At 60.0% G+C, this 20,096-nt stretch carries 17 protein-coding genes and 1 pseudogene; 4 read left to right on the top strand and 14 right to left on the bottom strand.

Features of this window, described 5'->3' with window-relative positions; translation table 11 throughout:
• Positions 1-17: 17 nt before the first annotated feature.
• The 7 genes and pseudogenes from IFT59_RS19990 to IFT59_RS19970 form a co-directional block, all read right to left on the bottom strand.
• Positions 18-1,499, bottom strand: coding sequence for a c-type cytochrome (locus tag IFT59_RS19990; RefSeq protein WP_192087987.1), 1,482 nt, complete (start codon positions 1,497-1,499; stop codon positions 18-20).
• Positions 1,496-1,927 carry a hypothetical protein gene (locus IFT59_RS19985; protein ID WP_062458841.1) on the bottom strand — a complete coding sequence of 144 codons (432 nt, stop codon included), beginning with the start codon at positions 1,925-1,927 and terminating at the stop codon, positions 1,496-1,498. Before IFT59_RS19985 ends, IFT59_RS19990 begins: the two co-directional genes overlap by 4 nt.
• Entirely contained in the window at positions 1,924-2,103 is a 180-nt protein-coding gene (locus tag IFT59_RS23170; RefSeq protein ID WP_249407664.1) for a hypothetical protein, read from the bottom strand. Before IFT59_RS23170 ends, IFT59_RS19985 begins: the two co-directional genes overlap by 4 nt.
• 27 nt (positions 2,104-2,130) lie before the next feature.
• Positions 2,131-2,346, bottom strand: a pseudogene (locus IFT59_RS23390) (c-type cytochrome); the annotation flags it as partial.
• Between the two features lie 48 nt (positions 2,347-2,394).
• The gene (locus IFT59_RS19980) at positions 2,395-3,447 is read right to left on the bottom strand and encodes a c-type cytochrome (RefSeq protein ID WP_249407663.1); all 1,053 of its coding nucleotides are present in this window, start codon (positions 3,445-3,447) and stop codon (positions 2,395-2,397) included.
• Positions 3,444-4,880 (bottom strand): NADH:flavin oxidoreductase, encoded by a 1,437-nt coding sequence (locus IFT59_RS19975; RefSeq protein WP_192087985.1) that lies wholly within the window; start codon positions 4,878-4,880, stop codon positions 3,444-3,446. The genes IFT59_RS19980 and IFT59_RS19975 overlap by 4 nt, the downstream gene beginning before the upstream one ends.
• A 179-nt stretch (positions 4,881-5,059) precedes the next feature.
• Positions 5,060-5,524 (bottom strand): Lrp/AsnC family transcriptional regulator, encoded by a 465-nt coding sequence (locus tag IFT59_RS19970; protein ID WP_062458837.1) that lies wholly within the window; start codon positions 5,522-5,524, stop codon positions 5,060-5,062.
• Between the two features lie 130 nt (positions 5,525-5,654).
• Between IFT59_RS19970 and alr the strand changes: the two genes are divergently transcribed.
• Positions 5,655-6,803: an alanine racemase gene (gene alr / locus IFT59_RS19965; protein WP_446737853.1), complete on the top strand. Its 1,149-nt coding sequence runs from the start codon at positions 5,655-5,657 to the stop codon at positions 6,801-6,803.
• Positions 6,804-6,812: 9 nt separating this feature from the next.
• Positions 6,813-8,069 carry a D-amino acid dehydrogenase gene (locus IFT59_RS19960; RefSeq protein ID WP_192087983.1) on the top strand — a complete coding sequence of 419 codons (1,257 nt, stop codon included), beginning with the start codon at positions 6,813-6,815 and terminating at the stop codon, positions 8,067-8,069.
• Between the two features lie 36 nt (positions 8,070-8,105).
• Here IFT59_RS19960 and IFT59_RS19955 read toward each other — a convergent pair whose 3' ends face one another.
• Both IFT59_RS19955 and IFT59_RS19950 read right to left on the bottom strand, forming a co-directional pair.
• Positions 8,106-9,473: a sigma-54-dependent transcriptional regulator gene (locus IFT59_RS19955; RefSeq protein ID WP_274598296.1), complete on the bottom strand. Its 1,368-nt coding sequence runs from the start codon at positions 9,471-9,473 to the stop codon at positions 8,106-8,108.
• On the bottom strand, positions 9,460-11,376 hold the full coding sequence (locus tag IFT59_RS19950; protein WP_446737850.1) for a sensor histidine kinase: 1,917 nt from the start codon (positions 11,374-11,376) through the stop codon (positions 9,460-9,462). The genes IFT59_RS19955 and IFT59_RS19950 overlap by 14 nt, the downstream gene beginning before the upstream one ends.
• 187 nt (positions 11,377-11,563) lie before the next feature.
• On the opposite strand from IFT59_RS19950, the gene IFT59_RS19945 reads away from it, so the two are divergent.
• Positions 11,564-12,892, top strand: a complete 1,329-nt coding sequence (locus IFT59_RS19945) for a dicarboxylate/amino acid:cation symporter (RefSeq protein WP_062458822.1) — start codon at positions 11,564-11,566, stop codon at positions 12,890-12,892.
• Between the two features lie 63 nt (positions 12,893-12,955).
• On the opposite strand, the gene eutC is transcribed toward IFT59_RS19945, so the two are convergent.
• The 5 genes from eutC to IFT59_RS19920 form a co-directional block, all read right to left on the bottom strand.
• Positions 12,956-13,735: an ethanolamine ammonia-lyase subunit EutC gene (eutC, locus tag IFT59_RS19940; RefSeq protein ID WP_192087979.1), complete on the bottom strand. Its 780-nt coding sequence runs from the start codon at positions 13,733-13,735 to the stop codon at positions 12,956-12,958.
• Entirely contained in the window at positions 13,732-15,129 is a 1,398-nt protein-coding gene (locus tag IFT59_RS19935) for an ethanolamine ammonia-lyase subunit EutB (RefSeq protein ID WP_192087977.1), read from the bottom strand. Before IFT59_RS19935 ends, eutC begins: the two co-directional genes overlap by 4 nt.
• A gap of 74 nt (positions 15,130-15,203) precedes the next feature.
• Positions 15,204-15,425 (bottom strand): hypothetical protein, encoded by a 222-nt coding sequence (locus IFT59_RS19930; protein WP_062460391.1) that lies wholly within the window; start codon positions 15,423-15,425, stop codon positions 15,204-15,206.
• Between the two features lie 641 nt (positions 15,426-16,066).
• On the bottom strand, positions 16,067-16,357 hold the full coding sequence (locus IFT59_RS19925; RefSeq protein ID WP_342366121.1) for a hypothetical protein: 291 nt from the start codon (positions 16,355-16,357) through the stop codon (positions 16,067-16,069).
• Complete coding sequence (locus IFT59_RS19920) at positions 16,354-18,648, bottom strand: FdhF/YdeP family oxidoreductase (RefSeq protein WP_062458812.1); 2,295 nt, start codon at positions 18,646-18,648, stop codon at positions 16,354-16,356. The genes IFT59_RS19925 and IFT59_RS19920 overlap by 4 nt, the downstream gene beginning before the upstream one ends.
• Before the next feature lie 214 nt (positions 18,649-18,862).
• On the opposite strand from IFT59_RS19920, the gene IFT59_RS19915 reads away from it, so the two are divergent.
• Positions 18,863-19,882, top strand: a complete 1,020-nt coding sequence (locus IFT59_RS19915) for an Ldh family oxidoreductase (protein ID WP_192087976.1) — start codon at positions 18,863-18,865, stop codon at positions 19,880-19,882.
• Positions 19,883-20,096: the final 214 nt, after the last annotated feature.

Raw genomic sequence — 20,096 nt, 5'->3', positions numbered from 1 at the left:
CGTCCCCCTCCCCGGTTTCAAAGTGTCTTCAGATAGGCGAGCAAATTGTCCTTTTCGGCCTGCGGCAGGTCCGTGCCCCAGAGATGGCCGCCATTGCCGTTGCCCGGCAGGCTCGTGTCATAGAGAAACCCGCCCGTTTCCGGTTGCTCGGCGCTGACGAAACCCCCGTTCACCGTGTCCACGAGATCGGAGCCGCGATAAAACTGCTTCGGCCTCTGTTCCGGAGATTTGAGGAGATCGGCAAGCGTCGGAACGCTGCCATTGTGGAGATATGGCCCGCGCAACCACAGGCCCGCCATATCGACGGCCACGTAGCCTTCCGCCTTCTGAAAATGCGTGAACCCCCACCGGTAGCCAGTCTCGTAATCGGCATATCGGGACTTCGCCGCGGGGCTCCACATGTCGATGCGATGCCGATCCGTTCCGAGTTCGACAATCGGGATCGAAGATCGGTAGCGCGCACCGTTCGTGTCATGGCAAACGGCACACTGCGCCTGGTAGATCCCCTGCCCCGCATCGACGGCGGAGGCGTCAACCCGAAGGGGATCGTTCGTCTCACGACTACTCTTGAACGGCGAAGGCGGCGGCCGCTGCACCGAGGTGAAGGCGATCATCCGGTCGAGGTTTTCCTGGGTCCGCAGAAAGGTTTTGGAACTCATGCCATCGCCGATGGCGCCCGATACCGCGGTTTCGCGCACATCCGTTTGCAACCCGTCCCAATGAAGCGAGAAGGTGCGAATGTTCGTCGGGGCAAGCTCGCTCATGTTCCACAGCGGCATCATGTCGGAATTGCCGATCGTGCCGTCGTCCGGGAGCTCGAGGTTCTGGAATTTGACGGGGTTGAAAGGATCGATGCGGCCCGGGCCCCAGTCGGGTCGAGTGTCCTGCCAAGCGAACCGCCGCGCCTGATCCTGAAATGCCTTGCGCGTTGCCGGGATCAGAACGAAACGGTAGAGCAACCTCTCATAAAGCGGCATGTCGTAGATCGTGGTGATTTCCCGCATCACCCGGTCCGCGGTGAAGCGGGCATCGGCACCGACCTTGATCAGGAAGCGGATATAGGCCTGCGGGTCCACGCGCGTTCCGGCACCGGCAGAGACCAGCACGCGAGGCTCATCGGGTTTCAGCCTGTAGCTGCCCTGATGGCAGAAGGCACAGTTGGGCGAGACGCGATCGATGACACCCAGTGTCGTCACCGAAAAGCCGATCGGCACCTTGTCTCCGGCACGCCAGTACATGCCGAAGGCACCGTAGCCATCCTTGCCGTTCGGCACATGCTCCGGAAAGATCTGCGGCAGCACGCGCCAGATCCAGTAGGGCAGGCCCTGAACCTCTTCATTGCCGATCGAGCCGTGATTGAAAAGCCGGGCGAGATCCTCCGTACGAGGGGCGGCAACCGGGCGGAAAAGAAGAAGATAAACGGAAAGCGCACCCGCCACGACGACGACCAGCAGCGCCAGAAGCCCTTTCCAGAACAGCCGGGTTTTGCGCACACTCATGAGCGGCCCCCGTCGGCGAGTTCCTGTTCAAGGCGGCTGATGTTGAGGAGGCAGATCAGCGTCGGGATCGCCACCGAACCATCGAGAAGGACACCGGTGATATAGCCGATAGGCTGGTCGAACACCGTCACGGCAAGCAGGAAGAACACGACGCCGGCTGTGCGCGATGGAAAGACCTGCAGCCAGGCAAAGATCCGGTAGCGGTCGATATCGATCGACGCGGGAATATAGAAGACGGAGAGAATACCAAGCAGGAGGCCCGCGAACTGCGCCCAGATCACCTGGTTGACGACGATGCCGAACAGGGAAAGCAGCCATTCCGGGCAGAAGATCAGAGGCAGCACGAAACATAGGTTCAGGATCACGCCGATCCATACGACGATGGCGTGACGGGCCTTCCAGGTGCTGAGCGAGCGGGTCCTGATCATAGCGTCTTCATGTATTCGACGAGGGCATCCTTATCGGCTCCGGAAAGCTCCGTGCCGTAAGCTTTGCCCTCGTGTCCGCGGTTGGAATTGCCGGTTTTCGAGGTGTCATAGAGAAACAACTGATCGCCCGGTGCCGCATCGTCGGATCGATATCCGACCCGTGCCAGGTCGAGCACCTCGCTGCCGCGATACCACCGGGCCGGCCGCTGCGACGAGGGTTCGAGCAGATCCCGCAGCGTCGGTACGGACCCATTGTGCAGATAGGGCGAGCGGGCCCAGATCCCGTCGAGGGGATGGTTCGCATAGCCGTTGGTCTTGTGGAACCGCTTGAAACGCCACGGATAGCCCGCATAGAGCTGGTTCTGTGCGGCCGCAAAATCCGGTGTGTAGGAGGCCCAGCGGCCGCGATCCGTCCCGATATCGGCCAGTGCGACCGTCTGGCCGAGCCGCTTGAAATGATCGGTATTTTAGGAATAGGTTCCGCCTGTCTTCATGCCATGGCAACCGGCGCAGGTATCCGAGAACACTTCCCTGCCGCGCTCGGCAGCGTCGACATCAACCTTTGCCGGAAACTGTGGCGCAGGAAGATCCCACATCCATTGTTCGATGCGGCGGATCGACGGTCGATCCACCGTTACCGGTGTCACACCTGCGCCGAGTGCTGCGCTCAGGTTGCGCTCGGCAACCGAATTGTTATTGCCGTCCCAGTGAAGGTTCATTCCCTCCCGCGGCCGTTGCTGCCAGATCGACGGATAATCGGAGCTTCCGTTCAGCGCTGCATCACTGATCGATGCAGCGCCCATCGGAAAGTTGAACTGCAGGCTTTTGTAGGGGTTGAATGTATCGACCCGCCCGGGGCCCCATTTCTCTTGCCGCGCAACAAATGTCAGCCGTTTGCCAAGATCTGCGAATGCCGCCTGGAGGCGCGGAAAGATCACATAGCGATAGACCACCCGCTCGAACGCATTGAGATGTCCGCCGACTTCTGGACTGTTGATCGCGGCGATCAGCCGGTCGGCGGTAAACCCGGGATCCGACCCGAGGTCGATGAAGAAGAGAATGAATTCCTGAAGCCGCAAATTGTTTGAAGGTGCACCGTAGACCAGATGCCGCTCCGTCTGGTTCGGAAGCGTGTAGGTTCCGACATGACAAACCGAGCAGTTCAGCCAGACGCGATCGACTCCGGACACGATGCGCCTGGAGACGCCGATCGGCAGGTCGTCGCCCGGCTTCTCGTAAAGCATGCCGAAATGACCCCATCCGGCCGGCCCAAGCTTGTCGGCATACATCACCGGCAGCGCCTTGAAGACCCAATAGGGTGGCCCGGTCGATGCCTCGCTGCCAATCGAGCCGTAGAGGAAATGATCTTCCTGGTTTCGGAACGCGACGACATACTGGTTGACGAAAACGAGCCAGTAGACGATCGCTGCGAGCACAAGCACTGCGATCACCACGACGATTTTCCGCTTGCGCCCGAGGACGATCTCGACCGGGGTCAGCGGATCGTTGAGATCACTCATGGCTCCGCCTCCACCGCCTGAGGTGGTGTCGCCGCAACGCTTCCCGGAAAGGCCGGCGGCGTAAACACCGACATGACCTCGTCGATCATGAGCTGATGCCGGGCCTCAAACGTTGACCCGGGATACCGTTTTACCTCGTAGCAGCCGAGAGGGTTCTCCAGATCATTGAGAAGACACTTGTTGCAATAGGTGCACTCGCGGCCTTTGTCCGGGCCATTCTGGGTCTTGAGGATCTTTGGCAAATCATTGTTGGCAATCAACGGTCTTGCCATGCTGACGGCATCGCAGGCGCCGCTGCGGATCGCCTCGCCGATCACATCGGCATGCTGAAAACCGCCCGTACAGAGAACCTTGACGCTGAGATCGATGCCCCTGACCGCTTCCGTGACAGCGCGGGCATAATCGAGGTTGATGCCTTCGATGACTTTCCCCCGCCGGAAACGCCACCAGGCCACAAATGCAGGTCCCAGGACCGGATTCGAAAAGATCGAATAGTTGAAACGCGCCCTTGTGCCTTGCGAAAGCATGCCGTCATACCAGCGTCGCAGGTCGTTCAGGGGCAGATCACCCGGCGGGTTGCGGGGGTGCGGAAAGGTCGACCCGCTGGAAATATGGAAGGCATCGACACCCTTGCCGCCATCCAGCAGGAGGGTACAGATCTTGACCGTCTCGTCGAGCGTATTGCCCTTCCTGATCCAGGGATAGAGCCAGTCGTTGTGATCGACCCCGTTGATCTTCATCTGCAGGTGAAAGTCCTGACCGACCTCGCGGCGAATGGCGCGAACGATCTCCAGCACGAACCGCGCCCGCCCTTCCCAGTCGCCGCCATATTCGTCGGTGCGGTCATTGATGCCGCTGCTGAGAAACTGCGTGATGAGATAGCCGTTGGCGCCATGCAGCTCGACACCGTCGAGACCGGCCTCTTTGGCCCGGCGCGCGCCCTGGGCAAACTGCTCGACGACAGTGCGAATATCCTCCCTGCTCATCGCTTCGGCGAGCAGGCCGTGAAAGTAATCGCTTTTGTTCGTTGAGCTCAGTCCCCTTTTGTAGAGGTTTTCAGCACCGCCCATGTCCTGCTGGCGGCCCGAATGACTGAGCTGCATCAAGAACCGACAGTCGTGGGCGTGAACCCGTTCGCCGACCGCCCTCCAGAACGGAATTTTGTCGTCATTGTCGATCATCGCGTAGCGCACGAGGATTCTCCCACGCACGGAAACCGGCGTGAAGGACGAGATGATACAGCCGACCCCGCCGCGGGCGAATTTCTCCTCCCAATTCAGACGCGCAGAGCCGCCGTGACCGTTGTAATCGTCGAACTGCCCCGAGACATTCGATCGGAAAAGACGGTTTTTCACCGTCAAAGAGCGGAATTTCAGCTCCTGGAAGATCTGTCTGGAATTGTCTTCGTGAGTGTACTGCTGATCGTCATGCATCATCGTTCGCCCGCTGAGTTAAGAGGACGCCAAATTCAAAGGTCAGAATTTTTGGATGCTATGCGTAAAATGCTTGTGACTGACGATCACGTTATTGCAATTTTATCGAGCTTGCAACGGGAATATGCAACCTCGAAACCGGCCTCAATTCGCGAAGGTGAACTGTCGGGAGCGATCTTCTAACGACGGTTTTTCGAACGTGAGGCAAGCACGTTTCGGATGGAAAAGCTGGAATGGATCCGCAAAACCCCGGGAAGTGCCGACAGGATTTCCTTGTGGATGCGCTCGAACGCGCCGGCGCTCGCAACTTCCACCCTCAAGATATAATCCGAGCCGCCGGTCATCAGGAAGCATTCCTGAATTTCCGGATGTTTCCTCACAGCAGCTTCGAACCGGTTGAGGTAATCCTCGGTCTGCCGCTCCAGCGTGATGTTGATAATCACGGCGATGGCGCTCTCGATCTGGCCATTGTCGATCAGCGCCGTATACCCGCGGATGACGCCGGCTTCTTCCAGGAGCTTGACGCGCCTGAGACACGCGGAGGCAGACAACCCGACTTCCGCGGCCAGTGCCGCATTGCTGATCCGCCCGTTCAGACGAAGGAGCCGGAGAAGGTTACGGTCGATCGCATCTATCGCTTCCATGCATATTCTTTCAAAACACGACAGAATTCACCAGAATATCGATATTTGTCGCACATCCTGTCATCAAATAGCACCAAACTCACCGAATATTCAAATAATCTGCTCTCATAGGGAGGGCAGCATCGTGGATATTTCGTCCTCGTTTGGTGACGCCGAAGTACAGTTCTTTGCCGAGGGTGCATCCGGATACCTGACAATCGATCTGGGTGCCCTCCGGCGCAATTTCGAAACGCTCGTCGACATGCTTCGACCGGCACGCTGCGCAGCGGTCGTGAAGGCTGATGCCTATGGACTTGGGGCAACGGTCGTATCAAGAACGCTCGGCGATGCCGGATGCCGGGACTTTTTCGTGGCCCAGTTCGTCGAGGCCATCAGTATCAAGGATACTCTCCCTGCCGATGCACGTCTCTATGTCCTGAACGGACTGCAGCCCGGAAACGAAGAGCGCTGCGCTGCCGACGGCATCATCCCTGTCCTCAACTCCTTGCCTCAGTTGCGCCGCTGGTCTGAGCTCGCCCGTCAGGTTGGCCGATCGCTCCCCGCAGTTCTGCAGGTCGACAGCGGCATGTCCCGTCTCGGTTTGTCGCCGGAAGAATGCAGCATCCTGTCCCGGGAAATGAACGAGCATGCCGGCTTGGAATTCCAGTTCGTCATGAGCCATCTCGCATGCGCCGACGAAGGCGCAGACCTTATGAACGGCGAGCAGCTGGCGGAATTTGAAAGACTTTCTGGTCTGTTTCCGGGAATTCGGATTTGCCTCGCCAATTCCGGTGGCATCTTTCTAGGAGGCGATTTCCACCACACGCTGGCGCGGCCCGGCATTGCGCTTTACGGCGGCAACCCGACCGTCGGAGCTCCAAACCCGATGGAGCCGGTCGTCAGACTCGATGTCGCCGTGGTCCAGACACGTACCGTGCCGACCGGAACCCGGATCGGCTATGGCGGATCGCATATTGCTGACCGAGAGATGCATCTGGCAACGATCGCAGCCGGTTATGCGGACGGCCTGCCCCGTGCCCTCAGCGGCACGGGTGCAGTGTATCACGCTGGCGTACGACTGCCGATCGTCGGGCGGGTTTCCATGGACAGCATCATCATCGATGTCAGCGCGCTGCCAAAGGATACTTTGACACTCGGCAGTCTCGTCGAGGTGGTCGGGGAACACCAGACGCTGGAAGCGATTGCCGAGGCCGCCGGAACGATATCCTATGAGATACTCACGGGCCTAGGACACCGTTACCAAAGACTATACCGCCAAGTTCAGCTGCAAGACGTCTAGGGGAATGCCATGAAAGTCATCGTACTCGGCGCCGGCGTCATCGGCACGACCACCGCCTATCAACTGGCCAAGGCCGGCCACGAGGTCGTCGTTGTTGATCGCCAGACAGGCCCTGCGCTCGAAACAAGTTTCGCCAATGCCGGCGAAGTCTCGTTCGGTTACTGCTCTCCATGGGCAGCGCCGGGCATACCCCGGAAGGCGCTCAAATGGATCTTCATGGAGCACGCGCCGCTGATCCTGCGCCCGAAGCTTGATCGCGCCATGCTGTCGTGGATGTTTAAGATGCTGTCGAACTGCACCTCGGAGCGCTACGCGATCAACAAAAGCCGGATGCTGCGACTTTCCGATTACAGCCGGATCTGCCTTGCAGATGTCCGGGATGAAACCGGGATCGATTACGACGCGCGCATGCAGGGAACGCTGCAGCTGTTTCGCACGCAGCAGCAGCTCGACGCCTCTGCAAAGGACGTCAAGGCGCTCGCGGCCGATGGCATTCCCTACGAAGTGCTCGATCCCGAAGGCTGTATCCGCGTAGAACCGGCGCTCGCCCATGTGCGCGAAAAGATCGTCGGCGGACTTCTGACACCCAAGGACGAGACCGGCGACTGCTTCAAGTTCACTAATCTTCTCGCCGCCAAGGCCGAAGCGCTCGGCGTCCGGTTTGCCTATGGTACGACCATCAAACGGCTCGATGTCGAAGGTGGCAAGGTGAGGGGTGTCGTGACGGACCGCGAAACGCTACGTGGTGATGCGGTCGTGGTTGCTCTCGGCAGCTACTCGCCACTGGTCGTGAAAGACCACGGCATCGATCTGCCGGTCTATCCGGTCAAGGGATATTCGCTGACCATCCCGATCAAGGATGCCAGCCGCGCGCCGGAATCAACGATCATGGACGAGACCTACAAGATCGCCATCACGCGGCTGGGCGACCGCATCCGGGTGGGCGGCATGGCCGAAATTTCCGGCTATACGAACGATCTCGGTGCGCCGCGCAGGCGCACGCTCGAACATTCCGTGACCGACCTTTTCCCCGGCGGCGATATCACCAAGGCGTCGTTCTGGTCGGGCCTTCGTCCGATGACACCCGATGGAACGCCGGTGATCGGAGCAACCAAGATCGGTGGTCTCTACCTCAATACCGGGCACGGAACGCTGGGCTGGACGATGAGCTGCGGCTCGGCGCGGGTAATCAGCGATCTCGTCAGCGGCAAAACGCCCGACATCGATGCAACCGACCTTGCCTATGCGCGATACGCGCGTCGCTGATCGGCGTCGCCCGCAAACGCAGAGCCGCGAGCAAGTTCAGGAAAGGCGCTTGTCCGCGAATTCGCTTCTGACGATGCCGTGCCGCTGCAGCTTGTCGTAGAAGGTCTTGCGGGGAATGCCGAGCGCCGCAATCGTCTGCTGCACATCGCCGTCGCATGCTGTCAGCGTTTCGCGAATGATCTCTGCCTCGTATCGTTCGAGCCGCTGAGGCAGTGACCCCGCCTCCGGATCGGATGATTGCCGGGCGGGAGAGCTTGTCGGATCAAGTCCCAGAACCACACGCTCGGCAAAATGGGACAACTCGCGGACGTTGCCGGGCCAGTGATGGTCGCGCAGGTATTGGCCGATTGTTGGCGTGATCGAGGGCGCTTCCCGATTGAAGCGGGTTGCGGCACGGTCCGCGAAATAGCTGAATAACAGGGGAATATCGTCCCGCCGCTCCCGCAGGGGCGGAATGGCGATCGTGACGACGTTCAACCGGAAATAGAGGTCCTCCCGAAACGTCTCGCGCTGAGCCTGATCGCCCAGATCCACCTTGGACGCGGCGATGATCCGCAGATCCACGGGACGCACTTCGTTTGTCCCGAGCGGCATCACCTCGCGCATCTCCAGCACGCGCAGCATCTGCACCTGCGCAGACATCGGCATGCTCTCGATCTCATCGAGAAAAAGCGTGCCGCCGCTCGAGTGCTCGATGCGACCGATGCGCTTTTTTTGCGCGCCGGTGAAGGCGCCCGGTTCGTGACCGAACAGCTCGCTTTCGATCACCTGCTGCGGCAAGGCGCCGCAATTGAGCGCCACGAAGTTCCCGGCGGCACGGCGGCTCCATCCATGCAGAAGACCGGCAACGATTTCCTTGCCGCTTCCGGTCTCGCCGGTGACGAGGACATCGATATCGGTATCGGCGATCTGGCGAAGCATGTTGCGTAGTCGCTGCATGACGGGTGTCTGGCCGACCAACGGGGATTCCTGGCTGGAACTTTGAGCTGCTGCGCGCAGCCGGCGGTTTTCCAGTGTCAGACGTCGCTTTTCAGCAGCGCGCCGGACGCATTGCACAAGCCTGTCCGTCGCAAACGGCTTGGCAAGGAAGTCGTAGACGCCGCTTTGGATGGCCTTCACAGCCATTGGAATATCGCCGTGGCCGGTCATCAGAATGACCGGCAGCTCTTCGTCCAGACTGCGGAGGCGGTCGTAAAGTTCGAGACCATCGAGCCCCGGCATGCGGATGTCGGAGACGACAATACCCGGGAAATCCGCGGAGATTTTTGACAGAGCATCCGTAGCCGAGGTGAAAGCGATCGGCTCGAAACCGGCAAGCTCCAGCGTCTGGCCTGTGGCGCGCAGGAGATCGGCGTCGTCGTCTATCAGAATGACCGGCACCGCGCCCATGTCAGGCTCTGTCATGATCGTTTTCCTCATCAGCTCTCACGAGCGATATTGTAAAGCAGGTCCGTCCATCGCGGCTCTCGACCTCGATGCGCCCGCCGTAATCGGTGACGATGTCTTTGGAGATGACGAGGCCGAGCCCCAGCCCTTTTTCCTTCGACGAGTTGAAGGGCTCGAACAGAGCCTTGAGAATCTGCGGCGCGATGCCGGGACCGTTGTCGCAGACATGCACCAGCACCCGATCGGCAGACACATCCGTCGTCACCTGGATCAGCGCATCCGGCCGGCCCTCAACAGCCTCCAGCGCATTCTGGAACAGATTGATAAACACCTGTTCCAGCCGCAACCGGCTCCCCATCACGACCAGCCCGCTTGGCGGCGGCGTGATCTTCAGCGTATCCATTCGTCCGGTGAAGCGGCTGCGAACCAGCATGGTCGCACCGTCGAAGACTTCCTGCAGCAGGACCGGTTCCGGAGCCGGTCGACCTTTGCGCGCAAGTGCCTTCAGATCATCCGTAATCGCACCGATCCGTTCCGTGAGAGACGCGATGTGATCCAGATTTTCGATCGCAGTCTCGGCCCTGCCCCGTTCGAGCAGTACCTTGGAATTGTCCGCATAGGCGCGGATCGTCGCGACAGGCTGGTTGATCTCGTGGGCGACACCGGCTGCAACCTGGCCGAGGATGGCAAGCCTGTTGGCATGTACCAGATCCTGCTGGACGGACTGCAGCCGGCTCTCGGTCTGCTTGTGATCCATGATCTCCGCCTCCAGCCTGTCGCGCGCCAGACTGAGGTCGATCGTGCGCGCCGCAACCCGATTTTCGAGATCTTCCCGCGCAAGCCTCTGCTGTGCAATCGCCATCTCGGTCACCTGCCGCCGACGCAGCAGGAACGCTGCCAGCGCCAATAGTGTCGTCACGGCCAGGATCGCCATCAGCCGCGTTTCGCGAAGCGCGTCGGACAGAGCCTTGGAGATTGGCAGAAGATATTCGAAGCGCCAGGGGGTCGACGGGATCGGGGTCGTGATCTCCAGGAAGTCTTCTGCTCCCGCGCCTCCCGGAAGGATAGCCTGCAGCGTCCGCGCGTTGTCTCCGACCGGCTGCTGACGGATGAATGGCAGGGGAAGAAGCGGCGCATCGCCGAATTGCAGACTTTGGCGAATGGCGCCGAGATCGTCCGGATCCAGCGGCTGCGTCGTCATGAACCGCCAGGATGGGAGGCTGGTGATCAGTACGACATTGCTGGAATCAACAACAAACGAAGGGCGCTGCGAGTTGCGCCAGTCCGCTTCCAGCTGATCGAACTCCATCTTTGCAACGACCACGCCGAGCGGCGCTTCGGCCGGACCGACGCGTTGCGAGATGTAGAGACCGGGCCGTTTGCTGACGCTGCCCAGTGCGAAATGTTCAGCCGCCCCCTCCTGCATCGCCCGCGTGAAATAGGCACGGAACGTATAGTCGTTGCCGACGAAGCTTGTTGGCTCCCGCCAATTGCTCGACGAGATCGCAATTCCATCCGGGCCAACGACATAGATCACGCTGGCATTGGTCTTGACGACCAGGTCTTCGAGTTTGGCATCCAGTGCCTCTCTCTTCGCGATAGCCGCATCGGCGCTCAGGTCGACCAAAGCGTCGCGGACCTCGCGGTCACCGGCCAGAAGCAACGGTAGCGCCCGCGGTCGCTCGAGCACGGCCTGCAGAAGAGCAACCTTCAAGTCCGCATCCGTTCGAGCCTGCGCTTTAAGTCGCGTTAAAGCTGATGCGCGGCCGTAGCGCTCGACCGCAAACCCTGCGGCGACCACGATGCTGATCGCAGCGACGCCAAACACGATCCAGGCCAGCCGAAACTTCCGAACCAGGTGCTCAGCAGGGTGAGGATCGTTTGTGTAGGACATCGCCCCTATGAGCATAATTTCGCACAAACATCAAGGACGAGTGCGGTACTCCGCACAAATCGCTTTACCCGACACCTGGTTAAGATAACGCCGTCAAGTTAATTCAATAACTTAGTCGATCCGTGCGGATCTGGCACGTCCCTTGCTCGCCTCAAGTTCGATTCTAAGAACATGCCCCGGGTGGGAACCTTGAGCGGGGCGACTGGAGGACTTTATGGATATCTCGACACCCGCTGCCGGCAAGCCGGCGGCACTGCCATTCTATCGCCACCTGTATTTCCAGGTTATCGTCGCGATCATCGCGGGCATGCTGATCGGCCACTTCTGGCCTGAATTCGGCGCCAGCCTGAAGCCGCTTGGCGACGCCTTCATCCGGCTGGTCAAGATGATCATCGCTCCCGTGATCTTCCTCACCGTGGCAACCGGCATCGCCGGAATGTCCGACCTGAAGAAGGTTGGCCGGGTCGCCGGCAAGGCGATGCTCTACTTCCTGACCTTCTCGACGCTCGCACTGATCGTCGGCCTGATTGTCGGCAACCTGCTGCATCCGGGTGCCGGAATGAACATCGATCCGTCCACGCTGGACGGCAAGGCTGTGGCGACCTACGCAACCAAGGCGCATGAGACGACGATCACCGGCTTCCTGATGAACATCATCCCGGAAACCATCGTTGGCGCGTTTGCCCAGGGTGACATTCTTCAGGTCCTGTTCTTCTCGGTCCTGTTCGGTATCTCGCTCGGCATGGTCGGCGAAAAGGGCAAGCCGGTCACGGACTTCCTGATCTCGCTCACCGCTCCGATCTTCCGTCTTGTTGCGATCCTGATGAAGGCCGCTCCGATCGGCGCCTTCGGCGCGATGGCATTTACCATCGGCAAATACGGCATCGGCTCGGTCGCCAACCTCGCCTACCTGATCCTGACATTCTACATCACCGCACTTCTGTTCGTGATCGTGGTGTTGGGCGCCGTGGCGAAGTATAACGGCTTCTCGATCTTCTCGCTGATCCGCTACATCAAAGAGGAACTGCTGCTCGTTCTCGGCACCTCGTCGTCGGAAGCAGCGCTTCCCGGCCTGATGCAGAAGATGGAACGTGCAGGCTGCAAGCGCTCGGTTGTCGGCCTGGTCATCCCGACCGGTTACTCGTTCAACCTCGACGGCACCAACATCTACATGACGCTGGCAGCACTCTTCATCGCTCAGGCGACCGGCATTGACCTGTCGCTTGGTGATCAGATCCTGCTTCTGCTCGTGGCTATGCTGAGTTCCAAGGGTGCCGCCGGCATCACCGGTGCAGGCTTCATCACGCTGGCTGCAACGCTATCGGTTGTTCCCTCCGTCCCGGTCGCCGGCATGGCGCTCATCCTCGGCATCGACCGCTTTATGTCGGAGTGCCGCGCCCTGACCAACCTCGTCGGCAACGCGGTTGCGACCATTGTCGTCGCACGCTGGGAAAACGAGCTGGACAAGGACATGCTGGACAAGGCGATGGCCGGTGAGCTGACCGGCGATCCGGTAGCCCCGGTCCTGCAGCCGGCGGAATAAGATACGCTCCCAAGCGTCAAAAGGGCGGTACCTTTCTAAGGTGCCGCCCTTTTGATATGTGCCCTAACCCAGGAGCGCTGCTGCGTCGCGCAGGGCAACGCCGCTGATACCGGTCTGCATCATCGCCTTGACCAGAGCCGTGATCGCATCGGCCGCGCTGGCAATCGACATCCCGCCGTCGCGGATGTTCGATATGCAGTTGCGTCGGGAATCGGGCGTGCCTGACCTCGGTTCGTAGGTGACATAGGCGCCGAGACTGTCGGCTGCCGAAAGCCCCGGTCGCTCCCCGATCAGAATGATCGATAGCTTGGCACCCAGTGCCTCGCCGACCGGGTCGGCCAGCGCAACCCGCGCATTTTCAGCCAGAACGATCGGCGCCAGGGAAAGATTCAATTCCTTCAAGCGTGTTTGAAGCGCCTCGATCAGCGGCGTTGCGTTGATTTCCACCGCATTGGACGACAATCCATCGGCGACAACGATGACCCCATCGAAATTGTCGCCGCTTTCGGGTCTCACCGAACGAAGCAAATCGACAGACGGTCCGGAAAGTTGCCGGCCAAGATCCGGGCGACGGACGTATGTTCCGCGATCTTCCGCAAGGCTTGTGACCTCGATTGCGCCAAGGCCCATCGACTTCAGACGCTGCGAAAGGCCATGGCGATCCATCCCGCTCCACACCGCCTCGCGAGCCCGTGCGTGATCCATCAGGAACGCGAGTTGCACCTTTGTCGGCTGACCGGCGCCGAAGCGTCCGAGCGATACCCGGGCCGCGGTCATCGACCTGAGATCGAGGCTGCGCTTTTCGGTGTCTTCCACCGGGACAGGCTGATCGCGATCCGTCATGCCGAGGCTCCAAGAAGAGCAAGCTCGGACAGGTGCCGGGTCAGCCGCACCGGATCGTCCTTCAAATAGCCTGCCGGATCGGTGAGCCCCATCTCGTTCAACCATGCTTCGAATTCCGGTGCAGGCGGGCGTTTCAGAGTCTCGCGGCAGTAAACGGCGTCGTGGTGCGATAGAGACTGGTAATTGAGCATGATATCGTCAGCGCCTGGCACAGTGATGACGAAGTTGACGTTGGCGGCACAGAGAAGCGTCAGGAGCGTATCCATGTCCTCCTGATCGGCATCCGCATGGTTTGTGTAGCAGACGTCGACCCCCATCGGCAGACCCATGAGCTTGCCGCAGAAGTGGTCCTCCAACCCGGCGCGGATGATCTGCTTGCCGTTGAAGAGATATTCGGGGCCGATAAAGCCGACGACCGTGTTGACAAGAAGCGGATCGAACGCCCGAGCAACCGCATAGGCGCGCACTTCCATCGTCTGCTGATCCACACCGAAATGCGCATCGGCGGAAAGCGCCGCACCCTGTCCGGTTTCGAAATACATCAGGTTCGCATCGACAGGGCCGCGTTTGAGAGCCCGCGCCGCGTCATGGGCTTCCTTTAGGATCGCCAGATTGACACCGAAACCTTCGTTTGCCTTTTGCGAGCCGGCGATCGACTGGAATACCAGATCGACAGGAGCCTGTTGCTCGATTGCCCGGATGGCCGTCGTGACATGGCCGAGGCAGCAGGTCTGGGTAGGGATTGACAGACGGGAGCGCAACTCATCGAGCAGGGAGACGATCCGGACGTAATCCTCAATGCTATCGGTTGCAGGATTGACGCCGATCACCGCATCGCCCGACCCCATCAGTAAACCGTCGACGGCGGACGCTGCGATGCCGCGCGAGTCATCCGTTGGATGATTGGGCTGGTTGCGCGTGGAAAGCCGGCCGGTAAGGCCGATCGTCGAGCGGAAGCGTGTGACGACCTCGCGCTTGGCGGCGACCGAGATCAGATCCTGAACACGCATGATCTTGGAGACCGCTGCGACCATTTCAGGCGTCAGGCCGAAGGTGACTGCCTCCAGCTGACGCTGTCCCGTCTCGGGCTTCAACAGCCACTCGCGGAACTCGCCGACCGTCAGCGACGAGATTGGAGCGAAGGCTGAAAGATCGTGCTGATCCGCAATCAGTTGCGAGACCTCGTCGGTCTCGGCCGCGATCAGCTCCTCGGCGAGGAATGCCTTAAGCGGCAGGTCTGCGAGTGTGATCTGCGCCGCAAGCCGCTCCACCGGACCCTCTGCCGCCACCCCCGCAAGCTGGTCACCAGACCGCTCGGGCGTCGCCTTGGCCAAGAGATCCTTCAGATCACGGAAACGAAAGACCGTCTGCTCGATCGTGGTCTGGTAGGGCATCAGGCGATTTACCGGCTCAGAGGAACATCACGTCCATCATCACGCCAGGCTCGTACCGATGCAAGCGGCAAGCGTCATGAAATGAGATCGGCGAGCGCTTTGTGGCCGGCAAGCGCTGTTTCCAGTTCCGGAATCGTGTGATTGCCTTCCCGGAACAGGTTGATCATGACCGCAGCCGCGATACTGACGTCCGGATCGCTCCTCTCGAGATGATACTTCGCTCGCCAATTCTCGAGTACGATATCGAGGACTTCAAGTTCCGTGGGGCCGAAGGTCTTTTCCATAAATGCGGGCATGACAAACTCAAACTTCTCAGTGACGGCCATCATTTGGTCGATGCGATGCAAGCTTCAAGAGGCGGGTCATCACTTTCTTACAAATGAGATAAGTTCCAGGTCCCTGCGGAAAAACCTCTGCAACCGCAAGAAGTTAGTTGCAACGCACAATCCTCGCGGTCACGAGCAACGCACCATCGACAGCGCCGACAGCCCTTTCACTCGTTGCTGCAATGCACAGATCTGACTGTCACGACTTTCAGGAACACAACCTCAGTCAAGATCGCAACAGAAACGAAGCTAGACGCAGAAAGTGCCATTGCGGCGACAACAAGCGTCGCAAGGTCGAGACAACTCGCCAGCTAGCACAGCACTTAGGGAGAGCATCAGCAACGAGGTTGGCGAACGTCGGGGGATACAAGACGAACGAACTCAAAGTGCACGGCAGGGCAATGTCCCGCCATTGAGCGATGCGAGAGATGGAGGCGACGGACGTTGCCGTGTGGATACCAGTCACCGACGCACAGAAGCCCGGGCTCGATCACCCGGACTTCGATTGCAGCACCTTATTAGCAATGGGACCATGGTGAGACATGACGTCTTCATACCCGCACCGAAGGTCAGCGCGGGAAGGAGGTTGCAACCGCCTCCACCAAAGCTTTTTATTCGACGGGAACAGTCGCCCCGTCGTCAGGCCGGCGGTAAAATGTCCTGAGCGTGCGTTCATCCTTGCTGGTGACCTGAAGCCAGGCACCCGGAATGTCCGTCAGTTCACGCAGCACGATCGAATGCTCGATGCCGAACAGCCGCGAAAAGCTGCGGCTGTCCCTGGCAACATCGAGATCGAGGGCAATGATCATCCCCGCCTGAATGCCGCTGAGGCGGGGATCCTGCTGTTGCAGCCTGGCAGTGAGCGCCATAAACCGGTCTGGATCCGGCGGGTTTCCCGTCACGCCGCCTCGCGACGGCGAACGGAGACCATCACCGATTTGGATGTGGGCGTATCGCTCTCTTCGCCCGCGCTTCCGATCGGTACGAGAACATTCAGTTCGGGATAATAGCCGGCGATGCTGCCCCGCGGAATGTCGTAGGGAACAAGGCGGAAATCAGATGCAACGCGGGCGATGCCGTCAGTGTACTCGCAGACGACGTCGACGCGTTCCCCAGCCTTTGCGGACAGCGCCTTCACGTCCTCGGGGTGCATGAAGATGACCTGTCTTTCGCCGTAAACGCCACGATAGCGATCGTCGAGACCGTAGACCGTCGTGTTGTACTGGTCATGCGAGCGGAACGTCTGCAGCGCAAAGTGATCGTGCCGCTTGAGGGCGGCCTGATTGACGGTCTCGGACGGCAGGGCGATGTCGGAGAAGGATGCCTTGCCCGTCGGCGTGACCCACTCACGATGGGCAGCCGTGTTGCGCAGGTGGAAGCCTCGCGGCTTGCGCAGACGCGCGTTGAAATCCTCAAAGCCCGGAATGGTCGCCTCGATATGCTTGCGGATCAGGTCGTAATCGTCGGCCAGAGCCGCCCAGTTGATCATGTCCGAGCCGACGGTGGACGCGGCCATGCCGGCAACGATCGCGACTTCCGAGAGAAGATGCGGCGAGGCAGGCCTGTTGATGCCGGCCGAGCCATGCACCATGCTCATCGAATCCTCGACGCTGACGAGCTGCGAATTGCCGGCAGAGTTAAGATCGATCTCGGTGCGGCCAAGGCAGGGCAGGATGAATGAGACATCGCCCGGCATCAGATGCGAATGGTTGGGCTTGGTCGCGACATGCACGGTGAGTTTGAGCTTGCGAAGCGCCTGCTCGACCAGTGCGCTATCGGGCGTGGCACGGGCAAAATTGCCGCCGAGCCCGATGAACGCCTGTGCGGAACCATCCAGCATCGCGCCGATTGCGGCGATCACGTTATGACCATTGGCGCGCGGCACCGCGAACCCGAATTCTTTCTCGAGCGCGTCGAGGAAGGCAGCCGGAGGCTTTTCGTTGATACCGACCGTCCGGTCGCCCTGAACATTGGAATGACCGCGCACAGGGCACAGTCCGGCTCCCGGCTTGCCGACATTGCCGCGCAGGAACATGAAGTTCGAGATTTCGCGAATGGTCGCGACCGAGTGCAGATGCTGGGTGATACCCATGGCCCAGGTGCAGATGACGCGCTCTGCCTGCATGTAGACGTCTGCAGCGCGTTCGATCGCTTCGCGGGTCAGGCCAGACTGCGAGATGATCTCATCCCAGCTGGTTGCCTCGACCGCGGCCAGATAGGCGTCGAAGCCTTCGCAGTGTTCGGCGATAAACGCGTGATCGAGCACGGACGGACGGCCGGCTGCAACAGCTGCTGCTTCCGCGGCCAGAACCGCTTTCGACATCCCGCGCACGGCGGCCATATCGCCGCCCAGTTGGGGCTGAAGATAGTCGCTGGCGATATCGGTCGCGCCGCCACGCAGCATCTGCAGCTTGTCCTGCGGGTCCGAGAACCGCTCCAGACCGCGCTCCTTGACCGGGTTGAAGACGACGATCTGGGCACCGCGGACCGCCGCGCGCCTCAGGTCGCCCAGCATGCGCGGATGGTTGGTACCCGGGTTCTGGCCAATCACGAAGATCGCGTCGGCCTTCTCGAAATCCTCGAGCAGGACCGTTCCCTTGCCGACGCCGATCGACTGGCGAAGAGCCACGCCGCTCGCCTCATGGCACATGTTGGAACAGTCGGGGAAATTATTGGTGCCGTAGGCGCGCACGAACAGCTGGTAGAGGAATGCCGCTTCGTTGCTGGCGCGGCCGGACGTGTAGAATTCAGCGCGGTCTGGGCTGTCGAATCCCTTGAGAATGTCGCCGATCTCGGCGAACGCGTCCTGCCATGTGACCGGGAGGTAGCGATCGCTTGCCGCGTCGTAACGCATCGGATGGGTGAGACGACCGTTGAGCTCAAGCTCATAGTCGGACTGACGGCGCAGCTCGGAAACGGTGTGTGCTGCGAAAAATGCCGGTGTGGCGCGCTTTTCGGTCGCCTCCCACGAGACGGCCTTCACGCCATTCTCGCAAAATTCGAACGAGGAGCCATGCTCCGGATCGCCCCAGGCGCAGCCGGGACAGTCGAAACCGTCAGGTTGATTGGCCTTCAACATTGCCCTCGCACCGGACAGCGGAGAGCCGCTGTTCAGCAGCTGCTTGCCGCAGCTTTTCAATGCGCCCCAGCCGCCTGCGGCCGACGATTTTTTACCGATAAATCCTGTATCCATGCTGCATCTATTTGTCGCGGGGACGATTTGATCAAGCGGCAGAACAGCATGGCTTGATAGGAAATATCTATCGTCGTGATAAGGGGCTCCGATTTATGGTGGTCCGTCGCGGAACTTCTCATCACCGGGATTGAAAGCGCGGCGTCTGCGGCTATTCTCGCGCCGACTGAAGCGACATCTAGATACCGAGCGGAACGGCTACGCAGGAGAGAACATGACAGAAAGTGCCGCCATCCATATCGGCTTTGACGATCTGGTCGCTTTGCTGAAGACGATTTTCGTTCGCAACGGCGTATCTGAGCCAAATGCCCAGATCCTTGCCGAAAACTGTGCCGGCTGTGAGCGGGATGGCTCTTTGAGTCACGGGATTTTCCGCATGCCGGGATATGTATCCTCTCTGAAGAGCGGCTGGGTCGATGGCAAAGCCGTGCCGGAGGTGGAGGACGTCGCCCCGGCCTTTCTCCGCGTCGATGCCAAGGGCGGATTTACCCAGCCGGCGTTCTTCGCCGCGCGGTCCCACCTGATCGAAAAAGTCAAAGCCAACGGCGTTGCGGTCCTTGCTATCCGTCGCTCGCATCACTTCAGCGCGCTTTGGCCGGATGTCGAACCGTTTGCGGATGAGGGGCTTGTCGCCCTGAGCGTCGTCAACAGCATGGCGTGTGTTGTACCGCAAGGTGGCCACAAGGCGGTGTTTGGCACCAACCCGATTGCCTTCGCCTCGCCGCGCGCGGGCTCTGCTCCATTCGTCTTCGATCAGGCGTCTTCAGCGATCGCTCACGGCGACGTGCAGATCGCGGCACGCGCCGGGCATGACCTGAAGCCCGGCATGGGTGTCGACCGCAACGGAGAACCGACAACCGACCCGAAGGCAATTCTTGACGGCGGTGCTCTGCTGCCATTCGGCGGGCATAAAGGCAATTCGATCGCGTTGATGATCGAAATCCTCAGTGCGGCCCTGACCGGCGGTTATTTTTCAGGTGAGTTCGACTGGAGTGGCCACAAGGGTGCGCAGACGCCATTCACTGGCCAGTTTTTTGTGGTTATCGATCCCGAGCGGGGCGGCAATCACGCCTTTGCCGACCGTGTTGCGCAGATCTGCGACCTTGTCCTCGATGCCGGTCAAGATCGTCTTCCCGGGGAGCGGAGACATAACACTCGAAAGGCTGCCCTCGCACATGGCATACCGCTCTCGCCCCAAAACCATGACATGCTGATGGCTCTCGCTACACCCTGATGTCTCGTATTTGCAGATGCAATTTCGCGAATATGAACTTCACCGCGCGGAAGAGAAAAAACTTGTCATCGGGGGTAACTATAACGCAGCAAACCCTTTGCCTTTTGCTTGCAAGAAAACATAAGGAGGCATGTAAGGAATGCTTGGAATCAATTTACATCGACAATCTTTAGCCTGACCTACTACATTTTAACTTGCGCAAATATAAGCGACC

It is taken from the genome of Rhizobium sp. CFBP 8752 (assembly GCF_014842035.1).
Lineage (GTDB): Bacteria > Pseudomonadota > Alphaproteobacteria > Rhizobiales > Rhizobiaceae > Neorhizobium > Neorhizobium soli.
Note: the sequence above shows the minus strand (reverse complement) of the source record. Positions and strands in the feature narration are given on the sequence as shown.